General features: G+C 65.2%; 24 protein-coding genes. All 24 read right to left on the bottom strand.

Features of this window, described 5'->3' with window-relative positions:
- Positions 1-51 precede the first annotated feature (51 nt).
- A complete protein-coding gene (locus KP001_RS02215) occupies positions 52-708 on the bottom strand; it encodes a hypothetical protein (RefSeq protein ID WP_217287966.1) in 657 nt (218 codons plus the stop codon).
- Between the two features lie 35 nt (positions 709-743).
- Entirely contained in the window at positions 744-1,547 is an 804-nt protein-coding gene (locus tag KP001_RS02210; RefSeq protein ID WP_217287965.1) for a formylglycine-generating enzyme family protein, read from the bottom strand.
- Between the two features lie 196 nt (positions 1,548-1,743).
- A complete protein-coding gene (locus KP001_RS02205; RefSeq protein ID WP_217287964.1) occupies positions 1,744-3,306 on the bottom strand; it encodes a DHA2 family efflux MFS transporter permease subunit in 1,563 nt (520 codons plus the stop codon).
- A gap of 8 nt (positions 3,307-3,314) precedes the next feature.
- Positions 3,315-3,926: a flavodoxin family protein gene (locus KP001_RS02200; RefSeq protein ID WP_217287963.1), complete on the bottom strand. Its 612-nt coding sequence runs from the start codon at positions 3,924-3,926 to the stop codon at positions 3,315-3,317.
- 36 nt (positions 3,927-3,962) lie between these two features.
- A complete protein-coding gene (locus KP001_RS02195) occupies positions 3,963-4,958 on the bottom strand; it encodes a hypothetical protein (RefSeq protein WP_217287962.1) in 996 nt (331 codons plus the stop codon).
- Entirely contained in the window at positions 4,955-5,641 is a 687-nt protein-coding gene (locus KP001_RS02190) for an ABC transporter ATP-binding protein (RefSeq protein WP_217287961.1), read from the bottom strand. The genes KP001_RS02195 and KP001_RS02190 overlap by 4 nt, the downstream gene beginning before the upstream one ends.
- Positions 5,642-5,654: 13 nt before the next feature.
- Positions 5,655-6,788: an ABC transporter permease gene (locus KP001_RS02185; protein WP_217287960.1), complete on the bottom strand. Its 1,134-nt coding sequence runs from the start codon at positions 6,786-6,788 to the stop codon at positions 5,655-5,657.
- Entirely contained in the window at positions 6,785-7,084 is a 300-nt protein-coding gene (locus KP001_RS02180) for a hypothetical protein (RefSeq protein WP_217287959.1), read from the bottom strand. Before KP001_RS02180 ends, KP001_RS02185 begins: the two co-directional genes overlap by 4 nt.
- Positions 7,084-7,569, bottom strand: coding sequence for a nitrous oxide reductase accessory protein NosL (locus KP001_RS02175; RefSeq protein ID WP_217287958.1), 486 nt, complete (start codon positions 7,567-7,569; stop codon positions 7,084-7,086). The genes KP001_RS02180 and KP001_RS02175 overlap by 1 nt, the downstream gene beginning before the upstream one ends.
- 258 nt (positions 7,570-7,827) lie before the next feature.
- Complete coding sequence (locus KP001_RS02170) at positions 7,828-8,307, bottom strand: TlpA family protein disulfide reductase (protein WP_217287957.1); 480 nt, start codon at positions 8,305-8,307, stop codon at positions 7,828-7,830.
- Entirely contained in the window at positions 8,304-9,110 is an 807-nt protein-coding gene (locus tag KP001_RS02165; RefSeq protein WP_217287956.1) for an ABC transporter permease, read from the bottom strand. Before KP001_RS02165 ends, KP001_RS02170 begins: the two co-directional genes overlap by 4 nt.
- Positions 9,111-9,113: 3 nt before the next feature.
- Positions 9,114-10,100 carry an ABC transporter permease gene (locus KP001_RS02160; RefSeq protein ID WP_217287955.1) on the bottom strand — a complete coding sequence of 329 codons (987 nt, stop codon included), beginning with the start codon at positions 10,098-10,100 and terminating at the stop codon, positions 9,114-9,116.
- Positions 10,101-10,117: 17 nt separating this feature from the next.
- Positions 10,118-10,987, bottom strand: a complete 870-nt coding sequence (locus KP001_RS02155) for an ABC transporter ATP-binding protein (protein ID WP_217287954.1) — start codon at positions 10,985-10,987, stop codon at positions 10,118-10,120.
- 13 nt (positions 10,988-11,000) lie between these two features.
- Entirely contained in the window at positions 11,001-12,071 is a 1,071-nt protein-coding gene (locus tag KP001_RS02150) for an ABC transporter substrate-binding protein (RefSeq protein ID WP_217287953.1), read from the bottom strand.
- Positions 12,072-12,193: 122 nt separating this feature from the next.
- Complete coding sequence (locus KP001_RS02145) at positions 12,194-12,997, bottom strand: ABC transporter permease (protein ID WP_217287952.1); 804 nt, start codon at positions 12,995-12,997, stop codon at positions 12,194-12,196.
- Between the two features lie 14 nt (positions 12,998-13,011).
- Positions 13,012-13,878: an ABC transporter permease gene (locus tag KP001_RS02140; protein ID WP_217287951.1), complete on the bottom strand. Its 867-nt coding sequence runs from the start codon at positions 13,876-13,878 to the stop codon at positions 13,012-13,014.
- 74 nt (positions 13,879-13,952) lie between these two features.
- Positions 13,953-14,831 carry a nitrogenase iron protein gene (gene nifH / locus KP001_RS02135; protein ID WP_217287950.1) on the bottom strand — a complete coding sequence of 293 codons (879 nt, stop codon included), beginning with the start codon at positions 14,829-14,831 and terminating at the stop codon, positions 13,953-13,955.
- Between the two features lie 26 nt (positions 14,832-14,857).
- A complete protein-coding gene (locus tag KP001_RS02130) occupies positions 14,858-15,043 on the bottom strand; it encodes a YezD family protein (RefSeq protein WP_217287949.1) in 186 nt (61 codons plus the stop codon).
- A gap of 408 nt (positions 15,044-15,451) precedes the next feature.
- The gene (locus KP001_RS02125; RefSeq protein WP_217287948.1) at positions 15,452-15,634 is read right to left on the bottom strand and encodes a YezD family protein; all 183 of its coding nucleotides are present in this window, start codon (positions 15,632-15,634) and stop codon (positions 15,452-15,454) included.
- Complete coding sequence (gene cysK / locus KP001_RS02120; RefSeq protein WP_217287947.1) at positions 15,634-16,587, bottom strand: cysteine synthase A; 954 nt, start codon at positions 16,585-16,587, stop codon at positions 15,634-15,636. The genes KP001_RS02125 and cysK (KP001_RS02120) overlap by 1 nt, the downstream gene beginning before the upstream one ends.
- 42 nt (positions 16,588-16,629) lie before the next feature.
- On the bottom strand, positions 16,630-17,577 hold the full coding sequence (cysK, locus tag KP001_RS02115) for a cysteine synthase A (protein ID WP_217287946.1): 948 nt from the start codon (positions 17,575-17,577) through the stop codon (positions 16,630-16,632).
- Positions 17,578-17,594: 17 nt separating this feature from the next.
- On the bottom strand, positions 17,595-18,422 hold the full coding sequence (locus KP001_RS02110) for a nucleotide-binding protein (protein ID WP_217287945.1): 828 nt from the start codon (positions 18,420-18,422) through the stop codon (positions 17,595-17,597).
- A gap of 100 nt (positions 18,423-18,522) precedes the next feature.
- Positions 18,523-19,731 carry a methionine adenosyltransferase gene (metK, locus tag KP001_RS02105; protein ID WP_217287944.1) on the bottom strand — a complete coding sequence of 403 codons (1,209 nt, stop codon included), beginning with the start codon at positions 19,729-19,731 and terminating at the stop codon, positions 18,523-18,525.
- Positions 19,732-19,894: 163 nt separating this feature from the next.
- On the bottom strand, positions 19,895-20,050 hold the full coding sequence (locus tag KP001_RS02100) for a YezD family protein (protein WP_217287943.1): 156 nt from the start codon (positions 20,048-20,050) through the stop codon (positions 19,895-19,897).
- Positions 20,051-20,076: the final 26 nt, after the last annotated feature.

The raw sequence follows: 20,076 nt of genomic DNA, 5'->3' as shown, positions 1-20,076 counted from the left end.
GTGCCGCGAAAAAAAAGGCCCGCGCGGGCGCGGGCGATCACACGGAGGCTGTCAGCTCTGCTTGTTCCGGCGATACCCCGGAAACTGGATCACCCGCGTGGGTACGGCAGGTCTCTGGTCGTACCCCGGGCGCCTGGACCAGGAACCGTCGTGTTCCAGGTAATACCAGAAGTGCTGGAAGTACGACGTGGCGGCGTGGAAGATGTCATCCACCATGCCGCCCAGCACGCAGTAGGCCAGGCTCACCGGGAGTTCTTCCCCCTGCCCCGCCGGGAAACGGTACTGGTAGCAGAGCACCTGCCGACTGCAGCCGTGGCTGTACCAGGGTGACGAGCCGAGGCTGAAGGCGCCTAGGTAGCCGTTGGCGGAAAGCTCCTTCAGGAAATCGCGGAATTCCCAGTATGAATAATCCGGCTCCTCCAGGTTGGTATGGCAGACCAGCTCGACGCGAAAGCCGCTGCCGCGGGCCGGAGAGACGGTGGCGGTGCAGCGGACCGGCACCACCTCCACGTATTCGTCCACCCGCACCTCCATGAAGTGGACGGCGGCGAAGCGGTAGCTGCCGCGCGCCACCTCGGTCACCGGCTGCACCAGGTCCGGGCCGCCGTCCGGGCTGAGCGCCGCGCCCACGGCCGCATACGACCGCAGGATCTGCTCCAGGATGGCTACCGCCGCATCCCCCCCGCCTTCGCTCACCAGATCATCCATATGGCACCGCCTCACTCCCTACGGCTGAAGCCGTGCTACTTCCTGACGGCTTTGTGACCCGCGACAAGATCCTCCCTGGAGAGGGCGAGCCGGAAGCCGACGAAATCGTTGCGCGCATTGGCGAAGTCGCCGTAGCGGAAGGTGTTGCGCACGCCGCGCTCGGAGCTGGTCCAGCCGCCACCGCGGCGGACACGGTCCTGGCCGGTTTCCGGCCCCTGCGGATTCTCAGTCGCGCTCTTCGCATAGTAGTCTGCGGCGTAGCGGTCCTGCACCCACTCCCAGACGTTGCCGCTCAGGTCGTGAATGCCCAGGGCGTTGGGCTTTTTCACCCCGACCGCGTGGGTCTGTCCGCCGCTGTTCATGTCGTACCAGGCGTAGTCCGCCAGCTCGTTTTCCTTGGTCTCCTTGTCGAGCCCCTTGCTGGTGCCCGCGTACTTGTCCCCGCCGCCGCTTCTGGCCGCGTACTCCCACTCGCTTTCGGTGGGGAGGCGGTACTTCTTGCCCGTCAGCTTGTTCAGCCTCTTGATGAAGAACTGCGCGTCGTCCCAGGAGACGTTTTCCACCGGGAGGCTGTCGCCCTGGAAATGGGAGGGATTGGTCTTCATGACCGCCTTCCACTGCCCCTGGGTCACCTCGAACTTCCCCAGGTAGAAGTCACTTACCGTGACTTGGTGCACCGGTTTCTCGTCCTCTCCGCCGGTGTCGAAGGTGTCTCCCTGCTGGTAGGTCCCCCCCTTCACCTCGACCAGGTCGATCTCCGGCGCCTTCGATTTCGCCTGCGCCGTACCCGCAAGGGCCAGCATCACCACCGCTGCCACGATTCCCGCTGATACCTTCATAGTCCTTCCTCCTTTATGTTTCTTCAGTGCCATCGCCCCGAAGAGCTGTCTTTCAGAAATTCCCGGAACGCCTCCTCGTCCCCCCTCCCCTTGCGGGAGGGGGTTAGGGGGTGGGGGAAGGTGCCATCATCGCCTTGGATGGCGGCTTCACCCACCCCCCGGCCCCCTCCCGTCAAGGGAGGGGGAGGCGCAAAGGTCACTCAAGCACCATCCCGTTCCCCTCCGGTTTCTCCACGCGCCCCCCCTGCCCCATGAGAAGGACCAGGGGGAGCGCCGCGAGCAGCATCACCCCGAAGACGAGGTAGACCCGGTTGAAGGCGAGCATGGACGCCTGACGCTGCACCAGGTTGTCGAGCAGGTGCAGCGCCTTGACCTTGGCCGCGAGACTCCCGTAGCGGGCGCCGAGCGACGCAGCGCTCTGCTCGAGCCAATGTGCCACCCGCTCCGAGTACGGCAGCAGCCCGTCCGCCAGCCGCACCCGGTGCTGGGCCTGCCCCCGCACCAGGAGGTTCGCCGCCCAGGCGATGCCGATACTGCCGAACACCTGCCGGAACACGTTGTAGAGGCCGCTGGCCGCCATCATGCGGGGGCGCGGCACCGAAGCCAGGGTCGCCGTGCTCACCGAGACGAAGGTCATGCCGAAGCCCATCCCCTGGACGGCCTGGACCAGGAAGAGCTCCCGGTACCCCACGTCCAGCGAGAGACGGGTCATCAGGAGAAACGAGGCCGCCGAGAGAAGCAGCCCGCCGCTCACCAGGAACCTCGGCCCGACCCGGTTGTAGAGCCTCCCCGCCAGGGGCATGGTGAGCCCCATGGCCAGGCTGCGCGGGACCATGACCACGCCGGCGTCGAAGGCCGGGTACCCCATGAGCTGCTGCAGGAAGATCGGGAGCAGGAAGGTGCTGGCAAAAAGCCCCATCCCCAGCATCCCGCTGATCAGCACCCCGGAGGTGAACTGCGCATCGCCCAAGAGCGTCAGATCCACCGCGGGGCTCGGCGTGGTCAGCTCCCGCCAGGCGAAGAGCGCAAGCGCCGTGAACGCGATGAACAGAAGCCCGGTGATGAACCGGGACGAGAACCAGTCGTTGCGCTCCCCCTCCTCGAGCATGAGCTGGAGCGAGCCGAGCCCCAGCACCAAAAGGGCCACCCCCGGGAGGTCCAGCGACACCCGCTCCCTTTTCAGGTACGGGGGATCGTGAAGGTAGCGCAGCACCATGGCCACGTTCAACAGCCCCAGGGGGAGGTTCACGTAGAAGATCCAGGGCCAGGAGAAGCGGTCCACGAGCCAGCCGCCGAGGGTGGGGCCGAGCGCCGGGCCGATCACCACCCCGAGACCGAAGATCCCCATCGCCGTTCCCTGCTCGTGCGGCGCGAACCGCTCCCGGATGATCGACTGCGAGAGCGGCGCCAGGCTCCCCCCCGCGATCCCCTGCAGCACCCGGGCGGCGACCAGCATGGGGAGGGTCGTGGCAAGGGCGCACAGAAGCGAGGTGGCCGTGAAGGCCGCCACGGAAAAGAGGTAGTAGCGCCTCCTGCCGAAGCGGGTACTGATCATGGCGATGAGCGGCATCACGATCACGTTGGAAAGGATGTATCCGGTCACCACCCAGGAGATCTCCTCCACCGAGGCGCCGAGGTTGCCCCGCATGTAGGGGACGGCGACGTTCACGATGCTGGTGTCGATCGCGTTCAGCATGGTCCCCAGCATCACCGTGAGGGTCAGCATCCACTTCCCGGCATCTGCCTGCGGTGTCGGCACCTCAGGTCCTACCAGCTGACCTGCCCGTCACCTGCCGGCAGGTGGGGCGCGCCGAACACCTCATTGGCCACCCGATCGAGCTGGTCGAGGATTTCCTGGCGCTTCTGGGCGTCGTCAGGCGCGGAGACGCCGCGCGCCCTGACGAGGTGGGCGGCGCCGAAGCTGTTCCGCCTCAGAAACCCGGCGTACTTGGGGAAGATGTCGGCGAAGGTGGATTCGTCCGGATTCCCCTGGGTCTGGATGAAGACCAGCTGCTTCCCCGGCTTCAGGCGGCTCGGGGCGGCCGCGGTGCGGTAATCGGGCGTGAAGTACGAAAAGGTGCGGTCGATGAAGGCCTTGAGCTGGCTGGTGACGTCCCCGAAATAGACCGGCGTGGCCAGCACCAGCAGGTCAGCGGCTGCGACGTCGGCAAGAACCCGGGTCAGGTCGTCGCGCACGGCGCAGTCCTCCCTCCCCGTCTTGCAGGCGTAGCAGGCGACGCACCCCTTGTAGATCAAGCTGCCGAGCTCATGTACCACCGGCCTGTGCCCGGCCCCCTCCGCCCGTGCCAGGAACCGCTCTGCCAGAAAGGAACTGTTTCCCCTGCGACGGGGGCTTCCCAGAAGTGCCACAACTTTCATGTCTGCTCCTTTGTGTGCTGTGTCTGCCTGCGCGCCTCAGCGCAGGGTGAAGTCGGTGAAGACGACGTAGCCGGTGACGATGGCCGCCAGCAGCAGGACGGCCGATACCGAGACCAGCGCGAGCCTCCTGGTCAGGTGCGGCAGCTCGGGCGCGAGGCTCGCGACGTTCCGGTAGCGCTGCAGGCATCCGGCGCCTATGCCGCTCACGGCTGCGGCCAGGATGGCCAGGTATATCGGGTATCCCACGAAACCGTACTCCCTCTGCAGGATGCAGAACGGGCAGTGGTGCGAGGGCATCTGGTAGATGTAAAGCGAGATCACCGAGACCAGCGCCACCAGCGCCACCACCAGTTGCAGCGCGCTCGCCAGCGCGAAGATGCCGCCGCCGCTGCCAGACCCGGCCAAGCGCAGGCCGCAGCCGACGGTGAGCGCGGAGCTCAGGTAGAAGATCCCCAGCATGGGAAGCGGCGGCGCGTTGGCGATCTCGGTGGCGATGCCGCGGCTCGCCGGGCTGAACAGGCTGCCGCAGCACGAGGTGATGATGTCCGGGGAAAGCCCCAGGAAGTACCCCCCCTGGAGCACCGCCTCCGCCAGAAGCAGCGGAGCGAGCAGCAACAGGAGCAGGTACTTGGTGCGGATCAGCGGGTAGTCGTACCCCAGGCTGTCGGCGTGATTGAAGACGAGCCAGAGCCCCGCCAGGAGAAAACCGGCGCACTTCAAGAGGAGCGTGGGATAGCCGAGGGGGGTCGCGGTAAGGGTCCCCACCGCGCACATGGCGCCGACGAAGAGGTGGTGGATGTTGTCGGCGGTAACTATGAACAGGAACAGGGACACCAGTTGGAAGGCGAGGAAGTAGCTCAGCACCGTCGCGACCAGGTAGGTCTTGCGCTCCAGCACCAGCTGCGCTTCGCTGCCGCTGGAGAGGTCCCAGTGCCTGAGGATCTGCACGCCGTGCAGCGTGGCGTAGAGCACCATGATGGCGGTGAGCAGCGACGCGGCGAAGAGCGACAGGATGCCCGGGTTGAGGATCATGACGGCGCCCCCGCCGCGACGATGCGGCCGTCGCGCATTTCCACGATCCGGTCCGCCAGGTCGCTGTCATAGACGATGGGGTCGTGGCTGGAGAGGATGATGGTCTTTCCCTCTCCTTTCAGGGTGCGCATGATCCCCATGAATTCGTGGGAGAGCCGGGTGTCGAGGTGCGCGGTCGGCTCGTCGGCGACGATTATGGCGGGGTCGTTGATGAGCGCCCGGGCGATGGCCGCACGCTGCGCCTCGCCGCCGGAGAGCCACTCGATCTTGGCGCCCGCCTTCCCCTCCAGGTTGAACATGGCCAGCGTATCCAGGGCCCGCTTCTGCAGCGATCCCAGCCGCTCCGGGGTGGGATAAGCCGGGATCATCACGTTTTCCAGCACGGTGAGCCCCTTTACCAGGTGGAACTGCTGGAAGATGAAGCCGAAGGTGCGCCGGCGGATGGAGGTCAGGAAGCGCTCGGGGAGGCTGGTGATCTCCCGCTCCCCGAGGAAGATCCGTCCGGCGCTGGGGCGCGACATGCAGCCGATCATGCCGAGCAGCGTGGTCTTGCCCGAACCGCTCGGCCCCTTGAGGACGGTGGTACGCCCAAGGTCGATGGACAGGGTGACGTCGCTCACGGCGCGGAACTCGTTGGGGCGGCCGGCGTTGAAGGTCTTGCTCACGTTGCGTGCTGTGATCACGGGGCCTCCTCGCCTAGCGCATGACCGCATCGGGGTCGATGGTTGCCGCCCGCCAGGAGGGGACGATGGTGGTCGCGGTGTAGGGGACCACGGTGAGAAAAAAGATCGCGGCCAGTTCGCCGCAGTCGAGGGACGGCACCAGCCGAAACTCCGGGTAGAGCACCGACCACCCCTTCAAGACCGGCGCGAACAGGAAAGAGCCCCCCAGGAACACGTGGGCGTAGGCGAGGAGATAGCCGGCCAGAAACGCCGTCAGCGACACCACCACCCCTTCCCAGAATTTCAGGTGCAGGACGTCCGCGGTTTCCCACCCCACCGCCTTCAGTATCCCGATTTCCCTGCGTTCCTCCGCCGACAGCCCGGTCGCCTTGTCCCAGGCGAAGATGACGAAGGCGAGCGCCACGGCGCCGAAGACGACGATGACGAGCCCCGAACGCCAGCCGAAGACGGCGTCGTAGGTCCTCAGGATCTCGTCGCGCACGATCGGGCGGCTGTCGGGGAGGAGGCGCACCACCTTTTCCGCCACGGTGCTGAACTCCCTGGGGTTGCGCACGGTGATAACCAGGTCGGTCGCCTGGTCCGCCGGGAGGCCGGAGAAGTCGCGGTAGTCGGACTCCGAGATGAGGATCAGGTCCGCGCTGACCAGCTCGGAGCCGGCGGGAAGGACCTTGCGGATGGTGAAGCTGCGCGGCTTGCCGTCATGCCCGGTGAAGCCGATGACGTCGCCGGGATGGGTGTCGCGGATGCGCGAGATGCCGCTGCCGATGTCGATGAAGCCCGGCTGCGGCGCGCCCTCGCGGGGGACCAGCAGCGTGTAGTTGGCCAGGAAGTTGGCGTCGTAGTAGTAGCCCCAAAGCCTCGGCCGCACCGAATGGATGCCGCGGATCTCCGCGATTTTCTCCGCGTAGGAAAGCGGGACCGGCTGGTAGCGGCCGGTCAGGCTGCGCTGCACGATGATTTCCGGCGTCCCCTGCAATACCGCATTCGCCTCGGTTTTCAGCGCATGGGAGAAGAGCAGGATCGAGGAGAGGAGAAACACCAGCAGGGTGTAGACCGCCAGCAGGGAGCCGTTCTTCCACTTGCGGCGCAATAGCGACGCGATGGTGAAATCCAGGATATGTCGCTGTCGCTCCAGAAGGTTTCTCATGGTCGTCTCAACTGCGCGGGGGGGCCGGCGACGCTCCCCGAGGGGAAATGCTCCAGCGCCATCGGGGAGTCCTGGAACGGGGTGAAACGGTCCGCCAGGGCCAGGTTCCTGGTGTAGCTCGCCTCGCTGAAAAGGGTCAGATCGGTCAGTTCCAGCGTCCTGACCTGCCAGTTCATCAGGCTGACGCCCGGCAAAAGCGCCCGAGCCGCAAAGCTCGCGTGCAACGCGGCGGCCACCAGGAGCAGCAGCAGCGCCCCGGTGAGCACAAGGTATGACGAGGATAGGCTAAGCCGCATCAGCGCACCTGGGCCAGCACTGCCGGGGTCACTTCCCGGAAACGGACGATCTTCCTGCCGTGGTGGTCCTTCAGGAACTCCCTGGCGTCCGCCTCCTTGGCGAACGGGATCAGCTCGCTCCCCATGGGGCCGGCCACATCGCTCCCGATCACGTAGAAGGCCGTGGTGCCGTCGATGAGGGTCGCGTCGTAATAGCCGGTCACGAAGACGGCGGCGACGTCGCCCGCTTTCCTGCCCGGCGCGTACCGGGGCACCTCGTGGTAGAACCGGAACAGGTCCTTGCTGCCATCGAAGTAGAGCACCTTGCCGTCCTTCAGGTGGACCTGCGCGGCGAAGTTGGCGTAGTTCGCCACGAACATGCCGCAGACGGCGCACTTGTCGGTAGGGCCAGGCTTGCGGGGCTTGCCGGCAGCGGCCATGGCGAGGGTGGCGCTCGAAAGGAGCGCGGTGATGATGAACGAGATGAAGAGTGTTTTTTTGGTCATAGGTTCCTCGAAATGTGAAAGCAAAAACCTGGGCGAATGATTATTCGCCCCTACATTGGGTAAAGGTTCAGGGCCGAAGGGACTGGCTCCGTAAGGTGCCTGTCCCTCTGGCGGAACGCTCCCTTCAGCTCAGCCACCTTCCCAAAGACAAGGGGGACAGGCACCTGGAGGAGCCAGTCCCCCGCCTTGAGATTTTGGCACTGTAGGGGCGAATAAACATTCGCCCAAACAACCGTCCGCACCATCCCTCTTCCATTCTCACAGATACCTCTGGATGATCGACTCCAGCTTCTTGTTGTCGAGGATGCCGATCAGCTTCTCCCGCACCACTCCCCTACCGTCGACCACGAACACGGTCGGCAGGACCTTGATGCCGAAGCTCCCCCGCCCCACCGCCAGGTCGCGGTCGGAGAGTGCCTGGTACGGCAGCCCGTTGGACAGGATGACGCTCTCGATGATCTCCTTCTTCTGCCCTTCGTTTATGGCAACGAAGTTCATGGTTCCCTTGCGGGCGCCAACGAACCCTCTCAGCGCGATCAGCTGCTCGGTGCAGCCACACAGGTTGTTCCAGAAATAGAGGACCGTGGTCTTGCCACGGTAACGTCCGGAATCGACCTTGGCGCCTGAGAGGTCCGTCAGGGTGAAGGCCGGTGCCTGCGAGCCGATGCGCGGCCCAGCTGCCTGTACGCCGCCGGCAATGAGAACCACTAGCGCCGCTGCCAAAATGAGGCTTCTCATGGTTCCTCCCCCCTGACGGGTGCCAGCTTCAGATAGTCCTCGCTGAGGGCCACGTCCCAGACCACGAACCGCTTCTCCGCAAGCTTCAGGGAGAGATCCGCAGCCACGGCGAGCGCGGTGAGCACGGTCGCGCCGGCGAAGATGCGGGTCACGTGGTAGTTCTCCTGACTCTGCACGATGAGCCAGCCGATGCCGTTACTCCCCCCCATCATTTCCGAGGCGACCAGCATGATGAAGGCGTAGCCGGAGGCGAGGCGCAGCCCGGTGCAGATGGCAGGGGCGGCGGAAGGGAGCACGACCTTGAGAAAGAGCTGCCGGCGCCCGAGCCCCAGCGAACGCGCCGCCTTCAGTACCGGCACGTCCACGCTCCTGATGCCGCTGATGCTGCTGAAGACGATGGGCCACAGGCAGAGCCAGCCGATGATGAAGGTCTTGGCCACCTCGCCGATGCCCAGGAAGAAGATGATGATGTGGGCGAGTATCACCGGGTTCGCCTGGGCGAAAAGCTCCAGCAGGGGCTCGGTGGCGGTCTGGATGCGGGGGAACCATCCCCCCAGCACGAGCCCCAGCGGGAGACCGATGGCGACCGCGGCGCCGAACCCGATCAGCGCGCGCCCAAGGCTCAGGCGTGCGTGCAGCAGCAGTTCGCCGCTCGCGTACAGGTCGCAGATCGCCTGCAGCACCCCGGAGAGCGGCGGGATGAAGAGCGGGTTCACCAGGCCGGTTCGCGGGAGCACCTCCCAGAGGGAGAGGAACAGGATGACGGCCAGCGCCTGGTGCATAAGGGTCGTTCTATCGTTCATGGCTCAACTCCCGCTTCCCGAGTCGACCGGCGTCCCGAAGTGGCGGGAGTGGTCGCCGGGTGTCAGCGACGCGGCCTCCCGGTTCACCTTCCCCACTTCGATCCCCCCCAGCACCAGCAGCACCACAGTGGCGGCCGCGGCGGCGCAGGCGGAAAACCTGCCCGGCCTCCAGGAGGGGCGAGAAGGCGCCGGACCGTCAGCGGGCGCCACGGCTTCCGTTTCCTGCCAGCAGAAGAGACGGTCGCCCAGGGCGATCAGCCCGCGGTTCAGCAGGAAACCGAAGACGACGATGAAGGTCGCCCCCGCGTAGATGCGGGGGATCTGGTAGTTCATGGCGGCGTTGTGCACCAGGTAGCCGAGCCCCGCGCTCGCCCCGAGCATCTCCGCCGCAACCAGGATGTAGAAGGTCACCGTGGCGGCGATGCGCACCCCGACGAAGATGGTGGGGAGCGCGCCGGGGAGGATCACCTTTACCAGCAGCGCCCAAGGGCCTATCCCCATGGAGGCCGCCGTCTTCTCCTGCACCGTGTCCACGTTGCGGCTCCCGGTCATGGTGTAGAAGAGGACCGGCCAGACCGAGACCCAGGCCACCACGGCAAGCTTGGCCGCCTCCCCGATGCCGAAGAAGAGGACGAAAACCGGCAGGAGCGAGAACGGATTCACCTGGCTCAGCACCTTCAGGAGCGGGCTCACGGCGTTCGCGACCCGGGGATAGACCCGCCCCAGCAAGAGCCCCGCCGGGATCCCGGCCGCGACCGCGATAAGGAGTCCCGCGAGCGCCCTCCAGAGGCTGACCAGGATGTGCACCGAGAGCCAGGCGCCGGTAAAGAGCCGGTCGATCTCGGCCACCACCGTCGAGAACGGCGGCAGGAAGTAGGGATCGACCCACTCCAGGCGCGGGGCGAGCTCCCAGGCGAGCAGGAACAGCACGACGCCGGACCAGCGCAGCAGCAGATGCCGCAGCTTTTTTATCGATGCCGAGGCGCCCATGGCGGCGTCCCTCCGTCCTACAGCTCGACCGACGACGAGATGGCGTCGGCTACGGAGGGAAGCGTTCGGCGCGGCGCCTCGACCTTCGCCTCGCGGTTTTGCAATAGCTCCCAGACCTTGTGCCGCACCCAGCCGAACTCGGCGGAGGAGCGCAGGTCGCTGTTGTGGCGCGGCCTGGGTAGGTCGATGTCGACCACCTCCTTCACCGCACCGGGGTTGGTGCCGAGGACGGCCACCCGGTCGGCGAGGAAGACGGCCTCCTCGATGCTGTGGGTGACGAAGATGATGGTCTTACCGGTCTCCTCCCAGATGCGCAGCAGCTCGTCCTGTAGGGTCTCCCTGGTCTGGGCGTCCACCGCCGCGAAGGGTTCGTCCATCAGGAGCACTTCGGGGTCGTAGGCCAGGGCGCGCGCGATGGCCACCCGCTGCTTCATCCCTCCCGAGAGCTCGTGGGGGAAGTGGTCCGCGAACCCCTCCAGGCCGACGAGGCCTATGAAGCGGTCGCTGACGGCGCGGCGCTCGCCCTTGGGAACCTTCTTTATCTCCAGGCCGAATTCCACGTTCTGGCGCACCGTGCGCCACGGGAAGAGCGCGTATCCCTGCAGCACGATGCCGCGGTCCAGGGCCGGCCCGGTCACCTTCCTGCCGTCGATGAAGATCTCCCCCGAGCTCGGCTTGGCGAGCCCGGCCAGGATGTCCAGGAGTGTCGACTTGCCACACCCCGAGGGCCCCACGATGGCGAGGAACTCCCCTTTTTGCACCTGGAGGCTCACGTCCTTGAGCGCCACGAACTCCTTGGGGCTGTCCCCCCGGCCACGGTTTCGGGCCGGGAAGACGCGGTGGATGCCCCTGATCTCGATCTTTGCGTTACTTGCAGCCGTTGCCATGAGTTGCCTCCTGTTATGCCTTTTTCTTCTTCGCGCCCTGCTTCAGCTTGTTCTGGTAGGCCTTGTCGTCGTTGCCCACCGCCTCGAACTGGTGCGTCACGATGGAAGCCGGGGTGATCTTCCCCTTGGGGATGACCTTGGCATCCTCGACCCCCTTGATCCAGGGGACGATCTCTTTCTCGACGATGGTGGCGTCCTCGGAGTAGTAGTGGTTGCCGGTCACCGGCACGCCGATCACCTCCTCGACCCACTTGGCGGTCTTGTCGGGGTTGGCGTTGGCCCAGCGCTGTCCGCGCTTGATCGCCCTCACGAAACCGGCCACCGCCTCCGGGTGCTTCTTGATGAAGTCCTCGGTGAACCAGTAGTAGGAGAGTCCGGCCGCGGAGCCGAGCCCCGTGTCGGTGGAGTCCGCCACCTTGATCGCCTTCGCGTCCAGCATCCCCTTGTAGAACGGGGGGTGCACCGGCGCGACGTCGACCAGCCCCTGCTTCAGCGCCTGGATGGCCTGGATGTCCGGCATGGTTACCCACTCGATCTTCTCTTTGGGCACCCCGTACTTCTCCGCCAGGATGTTGGTCTCGAAGTCGGCGCAGATGTTCTTGGTGATGGTGGAGACCTTGATCTTGCCCGGCAGGTTCTTCAGGTCGGCGAAGCTCTTCACGTTGGGATGCTTGGCCGGGTTGACGAACCACCACATGTGGCGGAACTTGGGATCGTAGGAAGGCGCCGGCTCGACCCCGGCCCGCACCACCGCCTTCAGCTTGGCGCCGCCGGCGATGGCGATGCCGTACTGGTTTGGATGCCCGCTCCCCACGTCGTTGTTCCCCTTCACCAGGGACGGGATCTGCAGCGGGGCCTGCGTCTCGCCGGTGTAGACGAGCTTCACACCCTCCTGCTCGAAAAATCCCAGCTTCTCCGTGACCAGCCAGGGGGCGAGCGAACAGTCCTTCCTGGTCCAGGTCTTGATCTCGACCAGCTGCTTTTTGGTCGCGGCCTGCCCGTTGCCGGTCCCGGCGAAAATCGACGCTGCCGCCACAACCACCGCCAGTGCGGCCAGTACCACATTTTTCCTCGATACGTTCATGGTCCTTCCTCCTTGGATGCACCGGCATCTGTTTTTGCCGGCGGCAGTTCTTCTTTATTTGTCGCTGTGATCATTCTTCTTGACGCCCCCTGCCGCCAGGGTGATTCCGCCTGAGTGCCGCGTCAGAAATTCTCGGTAATGGATCGCTGCTTCCACCCCACCAGTTTCCCCTCCAGGAGGGCGAAGGAGTGGTTCAGGATCAGGCCGAGGGTGGAGATGAGCACGGTGGCCGCGAAAAGCTGCGGCATCTGGAAGTTGATCTGGGCGTTCCAGACCAGCCAGCCGAGCCCGGCGCTCGCTCCGATCATCTCGGCGGCGATGAGCATGAAGAAGGCGGTGCCGCACCCCATCTTGAGGCCATGGAAGATGCCGGGGGAGGCCGCGGGGAGGATGACCCGGAAGAACAGCGTTGCCACGCCGCACCCCATGGAACGCGCCGACTTCACCAAGAGCGGGTCGATCTGCTTCACCCCGTTCACCGTGTTGAAGAGGATGGGCCAGATGCAGACCCAGAAGATCATGGCCACCTTGGACATCTCGCCGATCCCGAAGATGAGGATGAAGAGCGGGAAGAGCGAGAAGGGGTTCACCTGTCCGAGGAAGCGGAGCACCGGGTTCACCAGGCGCTCGAAGGTCCTGAAGCTCCCCCCCAGCAGGAAGCCCAGCGGAATGGCGACAGCGGCGGCCAGGAAAAATCCGGTGGCGGAGCGGAACAGGCTGACGCCGATGGACGGCAGCAGCTCTTCGGCCTGGAACATCTCGTACAGGGTCTTCAGCACCAGGGTCGGCGGGGCAATGAAGGTCTCGACGATTCCCCCCAGTTGAGGCGCGGCCTGCCAGGCGGCGAAGAAGAGAAGGATGGAGAGCTTGTCCAGGTGGCGGGTCAGCCATCCCCCCCGCCGGTCGGTTATCTGTTCTTGCGGCATGGTAGCTTCCTCCTTTAGACTTCGACGGACTGGCGCCAGGCGACGACCCGCGCCTCGACGAAGTGGATGGCCGAGTTCATGCCCAGCCCCAGCAGGGCGATCAGCGCGGCGGCCAGGTACAGGCGCGGGATCACGTAGTTGGTGGACGAGTTGTGCACGAGCCACCCAAGCCCCGCGTTGGCTCCGATCATCTCCGCCGCGATCAGCATCAGGAAGGCGACCGTGGCCCCGAGGCGCACCCCGGTGAAGATGGAGGGAAGCGCTCCGGGCAAGAGCACCCGGGAGAAGAGCCTCAACCTGCCGCACCCCATGGAGCGCGCCACCTTGACGAAGAGCGGGTCCACGTTCTGCACCCCGGAGATGGTGGTGAAGAGGATGGGCCAGAGGCAGGACCAGAAGATCACCGCGAACTTGGCCAGCTCCCCGATCCCGAAGAAGAGCACGAAGAGCGGGAAGAGCGAAAAGGCGTTGATCTGCCCGAAAAGGCGCAGCAGCGGCCGCAGGAAGTGGGTGAGGCGCGGGTACCACCCCCCGAGGACGAAGCCGGCGGGAATGCCAACCGCGAGCGCCGCCGAGAGCCCCTGCAACAGACGCGCGAGGCTCGAGGTGATCTGTGCCAGCAGCTCGCCCCGGGAAGCCAGTTTCACCCCCTCCTCGACGATCAGCGAAGGAGGAGGGAAAAACTGGATGTCGATCCACCCCAGGCGGGGGGCGATCTCCCACAGGGCCAGCAACAGCGCGAGTCCGTACCAGTCGAGCAGCCGATCGTTCAGCCGCAGCACGAAATCAGGCAGATGGAAGTGGCTTCCTCGCGCCGCGGCGCTCGCCGCCTCCCCTTCAACCGTCTTCTCCCGCACCGGCGTATAGATGATTCCGTCCATAATCTCCTCCGGAAATTGGTGTCCGGCGCGGGAACCGCGCCGGTCTCGCGGGGCATCGCCCCCCCACTTGCAGGCTAGATGCTGGCGCCGCTGCTTCTCACCTCGCCGGTCTCGATGGCGAGCAGGGTGTCGGCCCATTTGAGGGCCCATTCGTGCAACTGCTTGTCGTTCAGCGGCGTGGGCACTTTCGAGTCGGAGTGGTTGTAGATCCTGTCCGCGAGAGCGCGGTACACCTTGGCCTGGTCGGAATCGGGGAAGGCCTCGATGGTCGTTTTACCCTGCAGCTCGGACTGGGTTACTGTGACCGAGCGCGGGACATACTCGACCACCTGGGTCTGGGTGTTCTCCACGAAGTCGTCGATGATCGCCTTGTGGTAGTCGGAGTTCATGGAGTTGGCGATCACCCCGCCCAGGAGCGCACCGCCGTTGTTGGAGTACTTCTGGATCCCCTTGAAGAGGTTGTTGGCCGCGTAGATGGCCATGAAGTCCGAGGAGGAAACCGTGAAGACATGGTCGGCGATCCCCTCGCGCACCGGCACCGCGAAGCCGCCGCAGACCACGTCCCCGAGGACGTCGTAGACCACGATGTCGAGATCGAGCTCCTCGAAGACGCGCAGCTGCTTCAACAGTTCCACCGAGGTGATGATGCCGCGGCCGGCGCAGCCGACGCCCGGGGCGGGTCCGCCCGCCTCGACGCAGTAGATGCCGGCGAAGCCGCGGAACACCACCTCGTCGAGCTTCACGTTCTTCTTCTCGCGCAGGGTGTCGAGGATGGTGGGGATGTACCCTCCGCCGCGCAGGGTGGTGGTGGAGTCGCTCTTCGGGTCGCAGCCGATCTGCATCACCTTGAGGCCCGAGGCCGCGAGAGCCGCGCTGATGTTGGAGGTGGTGGTGGACTTGCCGATCCCCCCCTTGCCGTAGATGGCGATGGTTTTCACTTTTTTACCGGACATGTCGTTGGCTCCTTTTGTGTGTTGGCTTAGTCAAGGGCCGCGGCGGCAAGCCTGCGGCTCTCGGTTCTGTTTATCTGGTAGACCTTCCCTGCCTGGATATGCAGGGTGATGGACCCGTAATGGACCGTCTTGAGGAGGTCGGTCACCTTGTGGATCGCCTCGATGTTCTGGTCCCCTCCCCTTTTCCTGATGATCCTGCTCGCGTTGCTCATGCACCCTCCAAAAACGAAAAAAGACCGGTGCAGATAATCTGCAGCCGGTCTCCGGTATTTCCAGTCAACCAGTACGACGATATGTGAGTGCAAAAAAAAGAGGCCAAAGGAGCAGGTCCTTTGGCCTCCGGTTTTTCCGGTGAGCCTTTAGTCTACTGAAACGATGGACAAGGTATATATGATAGAAGCTACTTTGTCAACGGAAAAAAATAGGCTCTGCAGACAATTCCGGGGGCAGCCTGCAGCTGCCCCTTCCCCTTGCGGGAGGGGGTATGGGGGTGGGGGGAGATGCCATCATTTCCGCTGGTTGCGGCTTCACCCACCCCCCGTCCCCCTCCCGTCAAGGGAGGGGGAGCCGTGAACAATGGCCCACCCCGAAATTCCGCGATGAACCCCAAAAGTCCAGTTTCAGATACCGCTGCCGTCTATGTGACCGGGTTTGTTGAGGCGGTACTTTTCACTTCTGTCCACCTGGATCACGCGCCCGTCCTGGACCACCAGGGTGAGCGTCCCAAAGCGCAACGAGACCAGCAGGTCCCTGATAATCTGTTCGAGTTCCGGGTTCCATGGGTCTGGACTCTGCGCGCTCATCAGATTCCCTCGAAGAGCGCCGTGGAGAGATAACGCTCGGCGCCGTCGGGCAGCACCACCACGATGGTCTTGCCGGCGAACTCGTCACGCTGCGCCAGGCGCACGGCGGCCGCGGCCGCGGCGCCGGAGGAGATGCCGACCAGGAGCCCCTCCTCCCGGGCGAGCCTTTTGGCGAACTCCAGGGCCTCATCGCTGCTCACCTGCTCCACCTGGTCCACGAGGGTAAGGTCAAGGGTGTCGGGGATGAACCCGGCGCCGATTCCCTGGATCTTGTGCGGACCGGGCTTGAGCTCTTCCCCGGCCAGTGCCTGGCTGATAACCGGGCTCTCCTTTGGTTCGACGGCAACGGACAGAATCTGCTTCTGCTTCGTTTTCTTCAGGTAGCGCGAGACGCCCGTGATGGTCCCCCCGGTGCCGACACCGGCCACGAGGACATCGATCGCGCCGTCGGTGTCGTTCCAGATCTCCGGGCCGGTGGTGCTTTCGTGTATGGCGGGGTTCGCCTGGTTTTTGAACTGTTGCGGGATAAAGTAGCGTGCCGGCTCGGAAGCGGCGATCTCCTCCGCCTTCTTGATGGCACCCTTCATCCCCTCCGCACCGGGGGTCAGGATCAGGTTCGCCCCGAGGGCGGCCAGCACGCGGCGCCGCTCGATGCTCATGGTATCGGGCATGGTAAGGGTGAGCCGGTAGCCGCGGGCGGCCGCCACGTAGGCAAGGGCGATACCGGTATTGCCGGAAGTGGGCTCGACGATCTCGACGCCGGACTTCAGCACGCCCCTTTTCTCGGCGTCCCAGATCAGGTTGGCCCCGATGCGGCACTTCACCGAGTAGGCCGGGTTGCGTCCCTCGACCTTGGCCAGGACAGTGGCCTTGGCGTCGCCGGTCACGTGGTTCAGCTTAACCAGCGGCGTGTTGCCGATCGAAAGCGAATTGTCGTTAAAAATGTTTCCCATGATGCTCCCTCCTCGTGTTGGGTTGTAGTCCACAGTGATTGTTTATGCAGCCGCCCCCCCCTGGGGCTGGCTGAACAACGGAGTCGACAAGTAGCGCTCGCCCGTGTCCGGCAGCACCACCACGATGCGCTTGCCGCGGTTCTCCGGACGTTCCGCGACGAGACAGGCTGCATGGACCGCGGCCCCTCCCGAGATGCCGGCCAGCACCCCCTCCACCTTGGCCAGGCGCCGGCTGGCATCGATCGCCTCACTCGACCTCACCCTCAAGATCTCGTCGACGATCTCCAGGTTCAGCACCTCGGGGATGAACCCGGAGCCGATCCCCTGGATGCCGTGCGGGCCCGGCATGCCTCCCGAGAGCACCGGCGACTCGAAGGGCTCGACCGCGATGACCCGTACCTTCGGGTTGAGGGCCTTCAACGCTTCCCCGACGCCGGTGAGCGTGCCGCCGGTCCCCACCCCTCCCACCACGATGTCCACCTTGCCGTCCGTGTCCTGCCAGATCTCGTCGGCGGTGGTGGCTCGATGGATGGCGGCGTTCGCCTTGTTCTTGAACTGCGAAGGCACGAACGAATTGGGGATGCGGGCCGCCAGCTCCTCGGCTGCGTCCATCGGTCCTTTCATCCCCTGCGCCCCCGGGGTGAGAACAAGTTCGGCCCCGTAGGCCTTGAGCAGGTTGCGACGCTCGACGCTCATCGAGTCGGGCATGGTCAACACCAGCCGGTAGCCGCGCACCGCCGCCACCATGGCGAGCGCGATACCGGTATTGCCGCTGGTGGGCTCGATGATGACGGTATCCTGGTCGATGAGTCCCTGCTTTTCCGCCTCGATGAGCATGCCGTAGCCGATGCGGTCCTTGACGCTCCCTCCGGGGTTGAAGGCTTCCAGTTTGGCCAGGACTTCCGCCCCGGCACCGGCTGCGAAACGGTTCAGGCGCAGCAGGGGCGTGGCTCCGATGAGCTCGGTAAGGCTGTCATAAATGCGTGACATCTCGGCATCCTCCTTGTCTAGATCCCGAGTCCGCCGTTCACCACGCCGGTCTCGAGCTCGGCGATGATGTCACCCCACTTCGCGGACCACTTCCTCATGGCTTCGTCGTCAAGCTGCCGGGGACGGCGCTGCGTCGCCGCCTCGACCAGCGTTTTCGCCAGCTTGCGGTAGGCGTAGGTGACGTGGGAGAAGGGGGCGGACTCGAGCAGCGTCTGGCTGTAAAAGTCGCTTACCGAAACCATGATGGAATGCGGGATGGTCGCCGTGACCGAAGCTCCGGTCTGGCCGGCGAAATCGGACACGATCGCCTCCTGCAACGGCCCCGTAAGGTTGTTGGCCACCACGCCTCCCAGCCTGGCATTGGCGGCGGCGACCGTGTTGAGCCAGCCGAAGAGCCCGTTAACCGCCTGCAGCGCGCAACGGTCGGCGGAGGTGACCGCCAGGATACTGGCAACGCCGTCGATTCCCACCGGGAGACGGAAGGTGCCGCAGGGCTCCCAGGCTACGTCATGCAGCACGAATTCCGGCTGAAAAGCCGCGACCAGGGGATGGGCCCAAAGAGCCGCCTGCGCGGCTTCGTCCTCCGCAACGCCTCCCCCCGCTTCCAGGCATAGGGCGCCGCGGTAGCCGTGCGCATAAAGGGGTGGCTCCTCCCCGTGCCCCCAGAGCGGCAGCGCCTTCAGCTCGCTGCCTCCGCTCAGGTTGCCCGCCGAACTCCTGTGGTTGTCGTAACCGATCAGCAGCACCCGGCGCCCCGTTTCCGCCAGGGCGGCGCCCACATTGGCCGCGACGGTGGACCTGCCGACGCCGCTTTTCCCTACGATGATGAGATGTTGTCCGGCCATGTGGCGCCTCCTTTTACTGTTTCATGCCCAAGCGCAGCACGGTGCGCCGTTGGCTGGCGGTGAAGCACAGGTTCTACACGGCCGGCCGATCAGGATGCTTTCAGTTGACCGCCACGCCGCGCGCCGCCTGCCGCAGGAGATCCGCCTTGTCGGTCCGCTCCCAGGGGAGATCGAGATCGAGCCTGCCGAAGTGGCCGTAGGCTGCCGTGTCGCGGTAGATGGGACGCCTGAGGTCGAGCTGCTCGATGATGGCAGCAGGCCGCAGGTCGAAGTGGCGCGCGATCAGTCCGGCCAGTTCCTCGTTGGCCAAGGCCCCGGTCCCGAAGCTGTCGACGAAGATGGAGACCGGGCGGGCGACGCCGATGGCGTAGGCGATCTGGACCTCGACCTTCTTTGCCAACCCCGCCGCGACCAGATTCTTCGCAACGTAGCGGGCCGCGTACGCGCCGGAGCGGTCCACCTTGGTGGAGTCCTTGCCCGAGAACGCGCCGCCGCCGTGGCGCGAGAAGCCGCCGTAGCTGTCCACGATGATCTTCCTGCCGGTGAGGCCGGCGTCGCCGTGCGGTCCGCCGATCACGAAGCGACCGGTCGGGTTGACGAAGATGCGGGTCTGCGCGTCCAGGAGCGCCTCGGGGATCACCGGCCCGATCACCTTTGCGATCAGGTCGGCGCGGATCTGTTCGAGCTCCACCTCCGGGTCGTGCTGGGCCGAGATGACCACCGTGTCCACCCGGACCGGAACATCCCCTTCATATTCCACGGTTACCTGGGTCTTGCCGTCGGGGCGCAGGTAGGGGATCTCGCCGGACTTGCGCGCCTCGGTGAGCCGCCGGGCCAGCTTGTGGGCCAGGGCGATGCTGGTGGGGAGGTATTCGGGAGTCTCGTCGGTGGCAAAACCGAAGACCATCCCCTGGTCCCCCGCCCCCACCGAGTCGAGGTAGCCGTCGTGCTCCGCCCCCTTTCTCTGCTCCAGCGCAACGTCTACCCCCTGGGCGATGTCGGCCGACTGCTGGTCCAGAGAAACCAGGACCGCGGCGTGTTCCGCGTCCAGGCCGTACTTCGCGTCGGTGTAGCCGACTCGGGCGATGGTGTCGCGGGCGATGCGGGCGAAGTTGACCTGAGCCGAGCTGGAGACCTCACCGAACAACAGCACAAGCCCAGTGGTCACGCTGGTCTCGCAGGCGACGCGGGCATGGGGATCCTGTGCCAGCAGGGCGTCGAGGATGGCGTCGGAAACCTGGTCCGCCAGCTTGTCGGGGTGCCCCTCGGTGACGGATTCGGAGGTGAACAGAAATCGCTGCTTGGACATGGGTGCTTCCTCCTCTGGAACTGGCCGGCGGCAACAAAAAAGGCCAGGCATAACCGTGCATCCGGTTACGGCCTGGCCTCCAGTTTGTCTGGTCGGCGACAGGGTTTGTGTCGGGTGTACCGGCGCCCCCCTCTCAGGGCACCGCCGGGCTCGCTGCTATCTTCTAAATCCTGATCTTTTCGTTCTTATCGAGCTGAATGACCTTGCCGTCCTGGACCACGAGGGTGACCGTCCCGAAGCGCAGGTCTTGGAGTGCGAGGCGGAGCCTCTGCTCGAGTTCCTTACTCCATTTGCCAGGTTGTTCGGGTACCGTTTTCATGCTCCCTCCGGGACGATTAGCTGATG

Origin of the sequence: Geomonas subterranea (genome assembly GCF_019063845.1) — a bacterium.
GTDB lineage: Bacteria > Desulfobacterota > Desulfuromonadia > Geobacterales > Geobacteraceae > Geomonas > Geomonas subterranea.
This window is presented reverse-complemented; position numbering and strand designations above follow the sequence as displayed.

Excerpts from the sequence above, each read along its gene's own strand:
- KP001_RS02215 (WP_217287966.1), bottom strand. The coding sequence starts at position 708 with ATGGATGATCTGGTGAGCGAAGGCGGGGGGGATGCGGCGGTAGCCATC.
- KP001_RS02210 (WP_217287965.1), bottom strand. The coding sequence starts at position 1,547 with ATGAAGGTATCAGCGGGAATCGTGGCAGCGGTGGTGATGCTGGCCCTT.
- KP001_RS02200 (WP_217287963.1), bottom strand. The coding sequence starts at position 3,926 with ATGAAAGTTGTGGCACTTCTGGGAAGCCCCCGTCGCAGGGGAAACAGT.
- KP001_RS02195 (WP_217287962.1), bottom strand. The coding sequence starts at position 4,958 with ATGATCCTCAACCCGGGCATCCTGTCGCTCTTCGCCGCGTCGCTGCTC.
- KP001_RS02185 (WP_217287960.1), bottom strand. The coding sequence starts at position 6,788 with ATGAGAAACCTTCTGGAGCGACAGCGACATATCCTGGATTTCACCATC.
- KP001_RS02180 (WP_217287959.1), bottom strand. The coding sequence starts at position 7,084 with ATGCGGCTTAGCCTATCCTCGTCATACCTTGTGCTCACCGGGGCGCTG.
- KP001_RS02175 (WP_217287958.1), bottom strand. The coding sequence starts at position 7,569 with ATGACCAAAAAAACACTCTTCATCTCGTTCATCATCACCGCGCTCCTT.
- KP001_RS02170 (WP_217287957.1), bottom strand. The coding sequence starts at position 8,307 with ATGAGAAGCCTCATTTTGGCAGCGGCGCTAGTGGTTCTCATTGCCGGC.
- KP001_RS02165 (WP_217287956.1), bottom strand. The coding sequence starts at position 9,110 with ATGAACGATAGAACGACCCTTATGCACCAGGCGCTGGCCGTCATCCTG.
- KP001_RS02160 (WP_217287955.1), bottom strand. The coding sequence starts at position 10,100 with ATGGGCGCCTCGGCATCGATAAAAAAGCTGCGGCATCTGCTGCTGCGC.
- KP001_RS02155 (WP_217287954.1), bottom strand. The coding sequence starts at position 10,987 with ATGGCAACGGCTGCAAGTAACGCAAAGATCGAGATCAGGGGCATCCAC.
- KP001_RS02150 (WP_217287953.1), bottom strand. The coding sequence starts at position 12,071 with ATGAACGTATCGAGGAAAAATGTGGTACTGGCCGCACTGGCGGTGGTT.
- KP001_RS02145 (WP_217287952.1), bottom strand. The coding sequence starts at position 12,997 with ATGCCGCAAGAACAGATAACCGACCGGCGGGGGGGATGGCTGACCCGC.
- KP001_RS02140 (WP_217287951.1), bottom strand. The coding sequence starts at position 13,878 with ATGGACGGAATCATCTATACGCCGGTGCGGGAGAAGACGGTTGAAGGG.
- nifH (WP_217287950.1), bottom strand. The coding sequence starts at position 14,831 with ATGTCCGGTAAAAAAGTGAAAACCATCGCCATCTACGGCAAGGGGGGG.
- KP001_RS02130 (WP_217287949.1), bottom strand. The coding sequence starts at position 15,043 with ATGAGCAACGCGAGCAGGATCATCAGGAAAAGGGGAGGGGACCAGAAC.
- KP001_RS02125 (WP_217287948.1), bottom strand. The coding sequence starts at position 15,634 with ATGAGCGCGCAGAGTCCAGACCCATGGAACCCGGAACTCGAACAGATT.
- cysK (WP_217287947.1), bottom strand. The coding sequence starts at position 16,587 with ATGGGAAACATTTTTAACGACAATTCGCTTTCGATCGGCAACACGCCG.
- cysK (WP_217287946.1), bottom strand. The coding sequence starts at position 17,577 with ATGTCACGCATTTATGACAGCCTTACCGAGCTCATCGGAGCCACGCCC.
- KP001_RS02110 (WP_217287945.1), bottom strand. The coding sequence starts at position 18,422 with ATGGCCGGACAACATCTCATCATCGTAGGGAAAAGCGGCGTCGGCAGG.
- metK (WP_217287944.1), bottom strand. The coding sequence starts at position 19,731 with ATGTCCAAGCAGCGATTTCTGTTCACCTCCGAATCCGTCACCGAGGGG.
- KP001_RS02100 (WP_217287943.1), bottom strand. The coding sequence starts at position 20,050 with ATGAAAACGGTACCCGAACAACCTGGCAAATGGAGTAAGGAACTCGAG.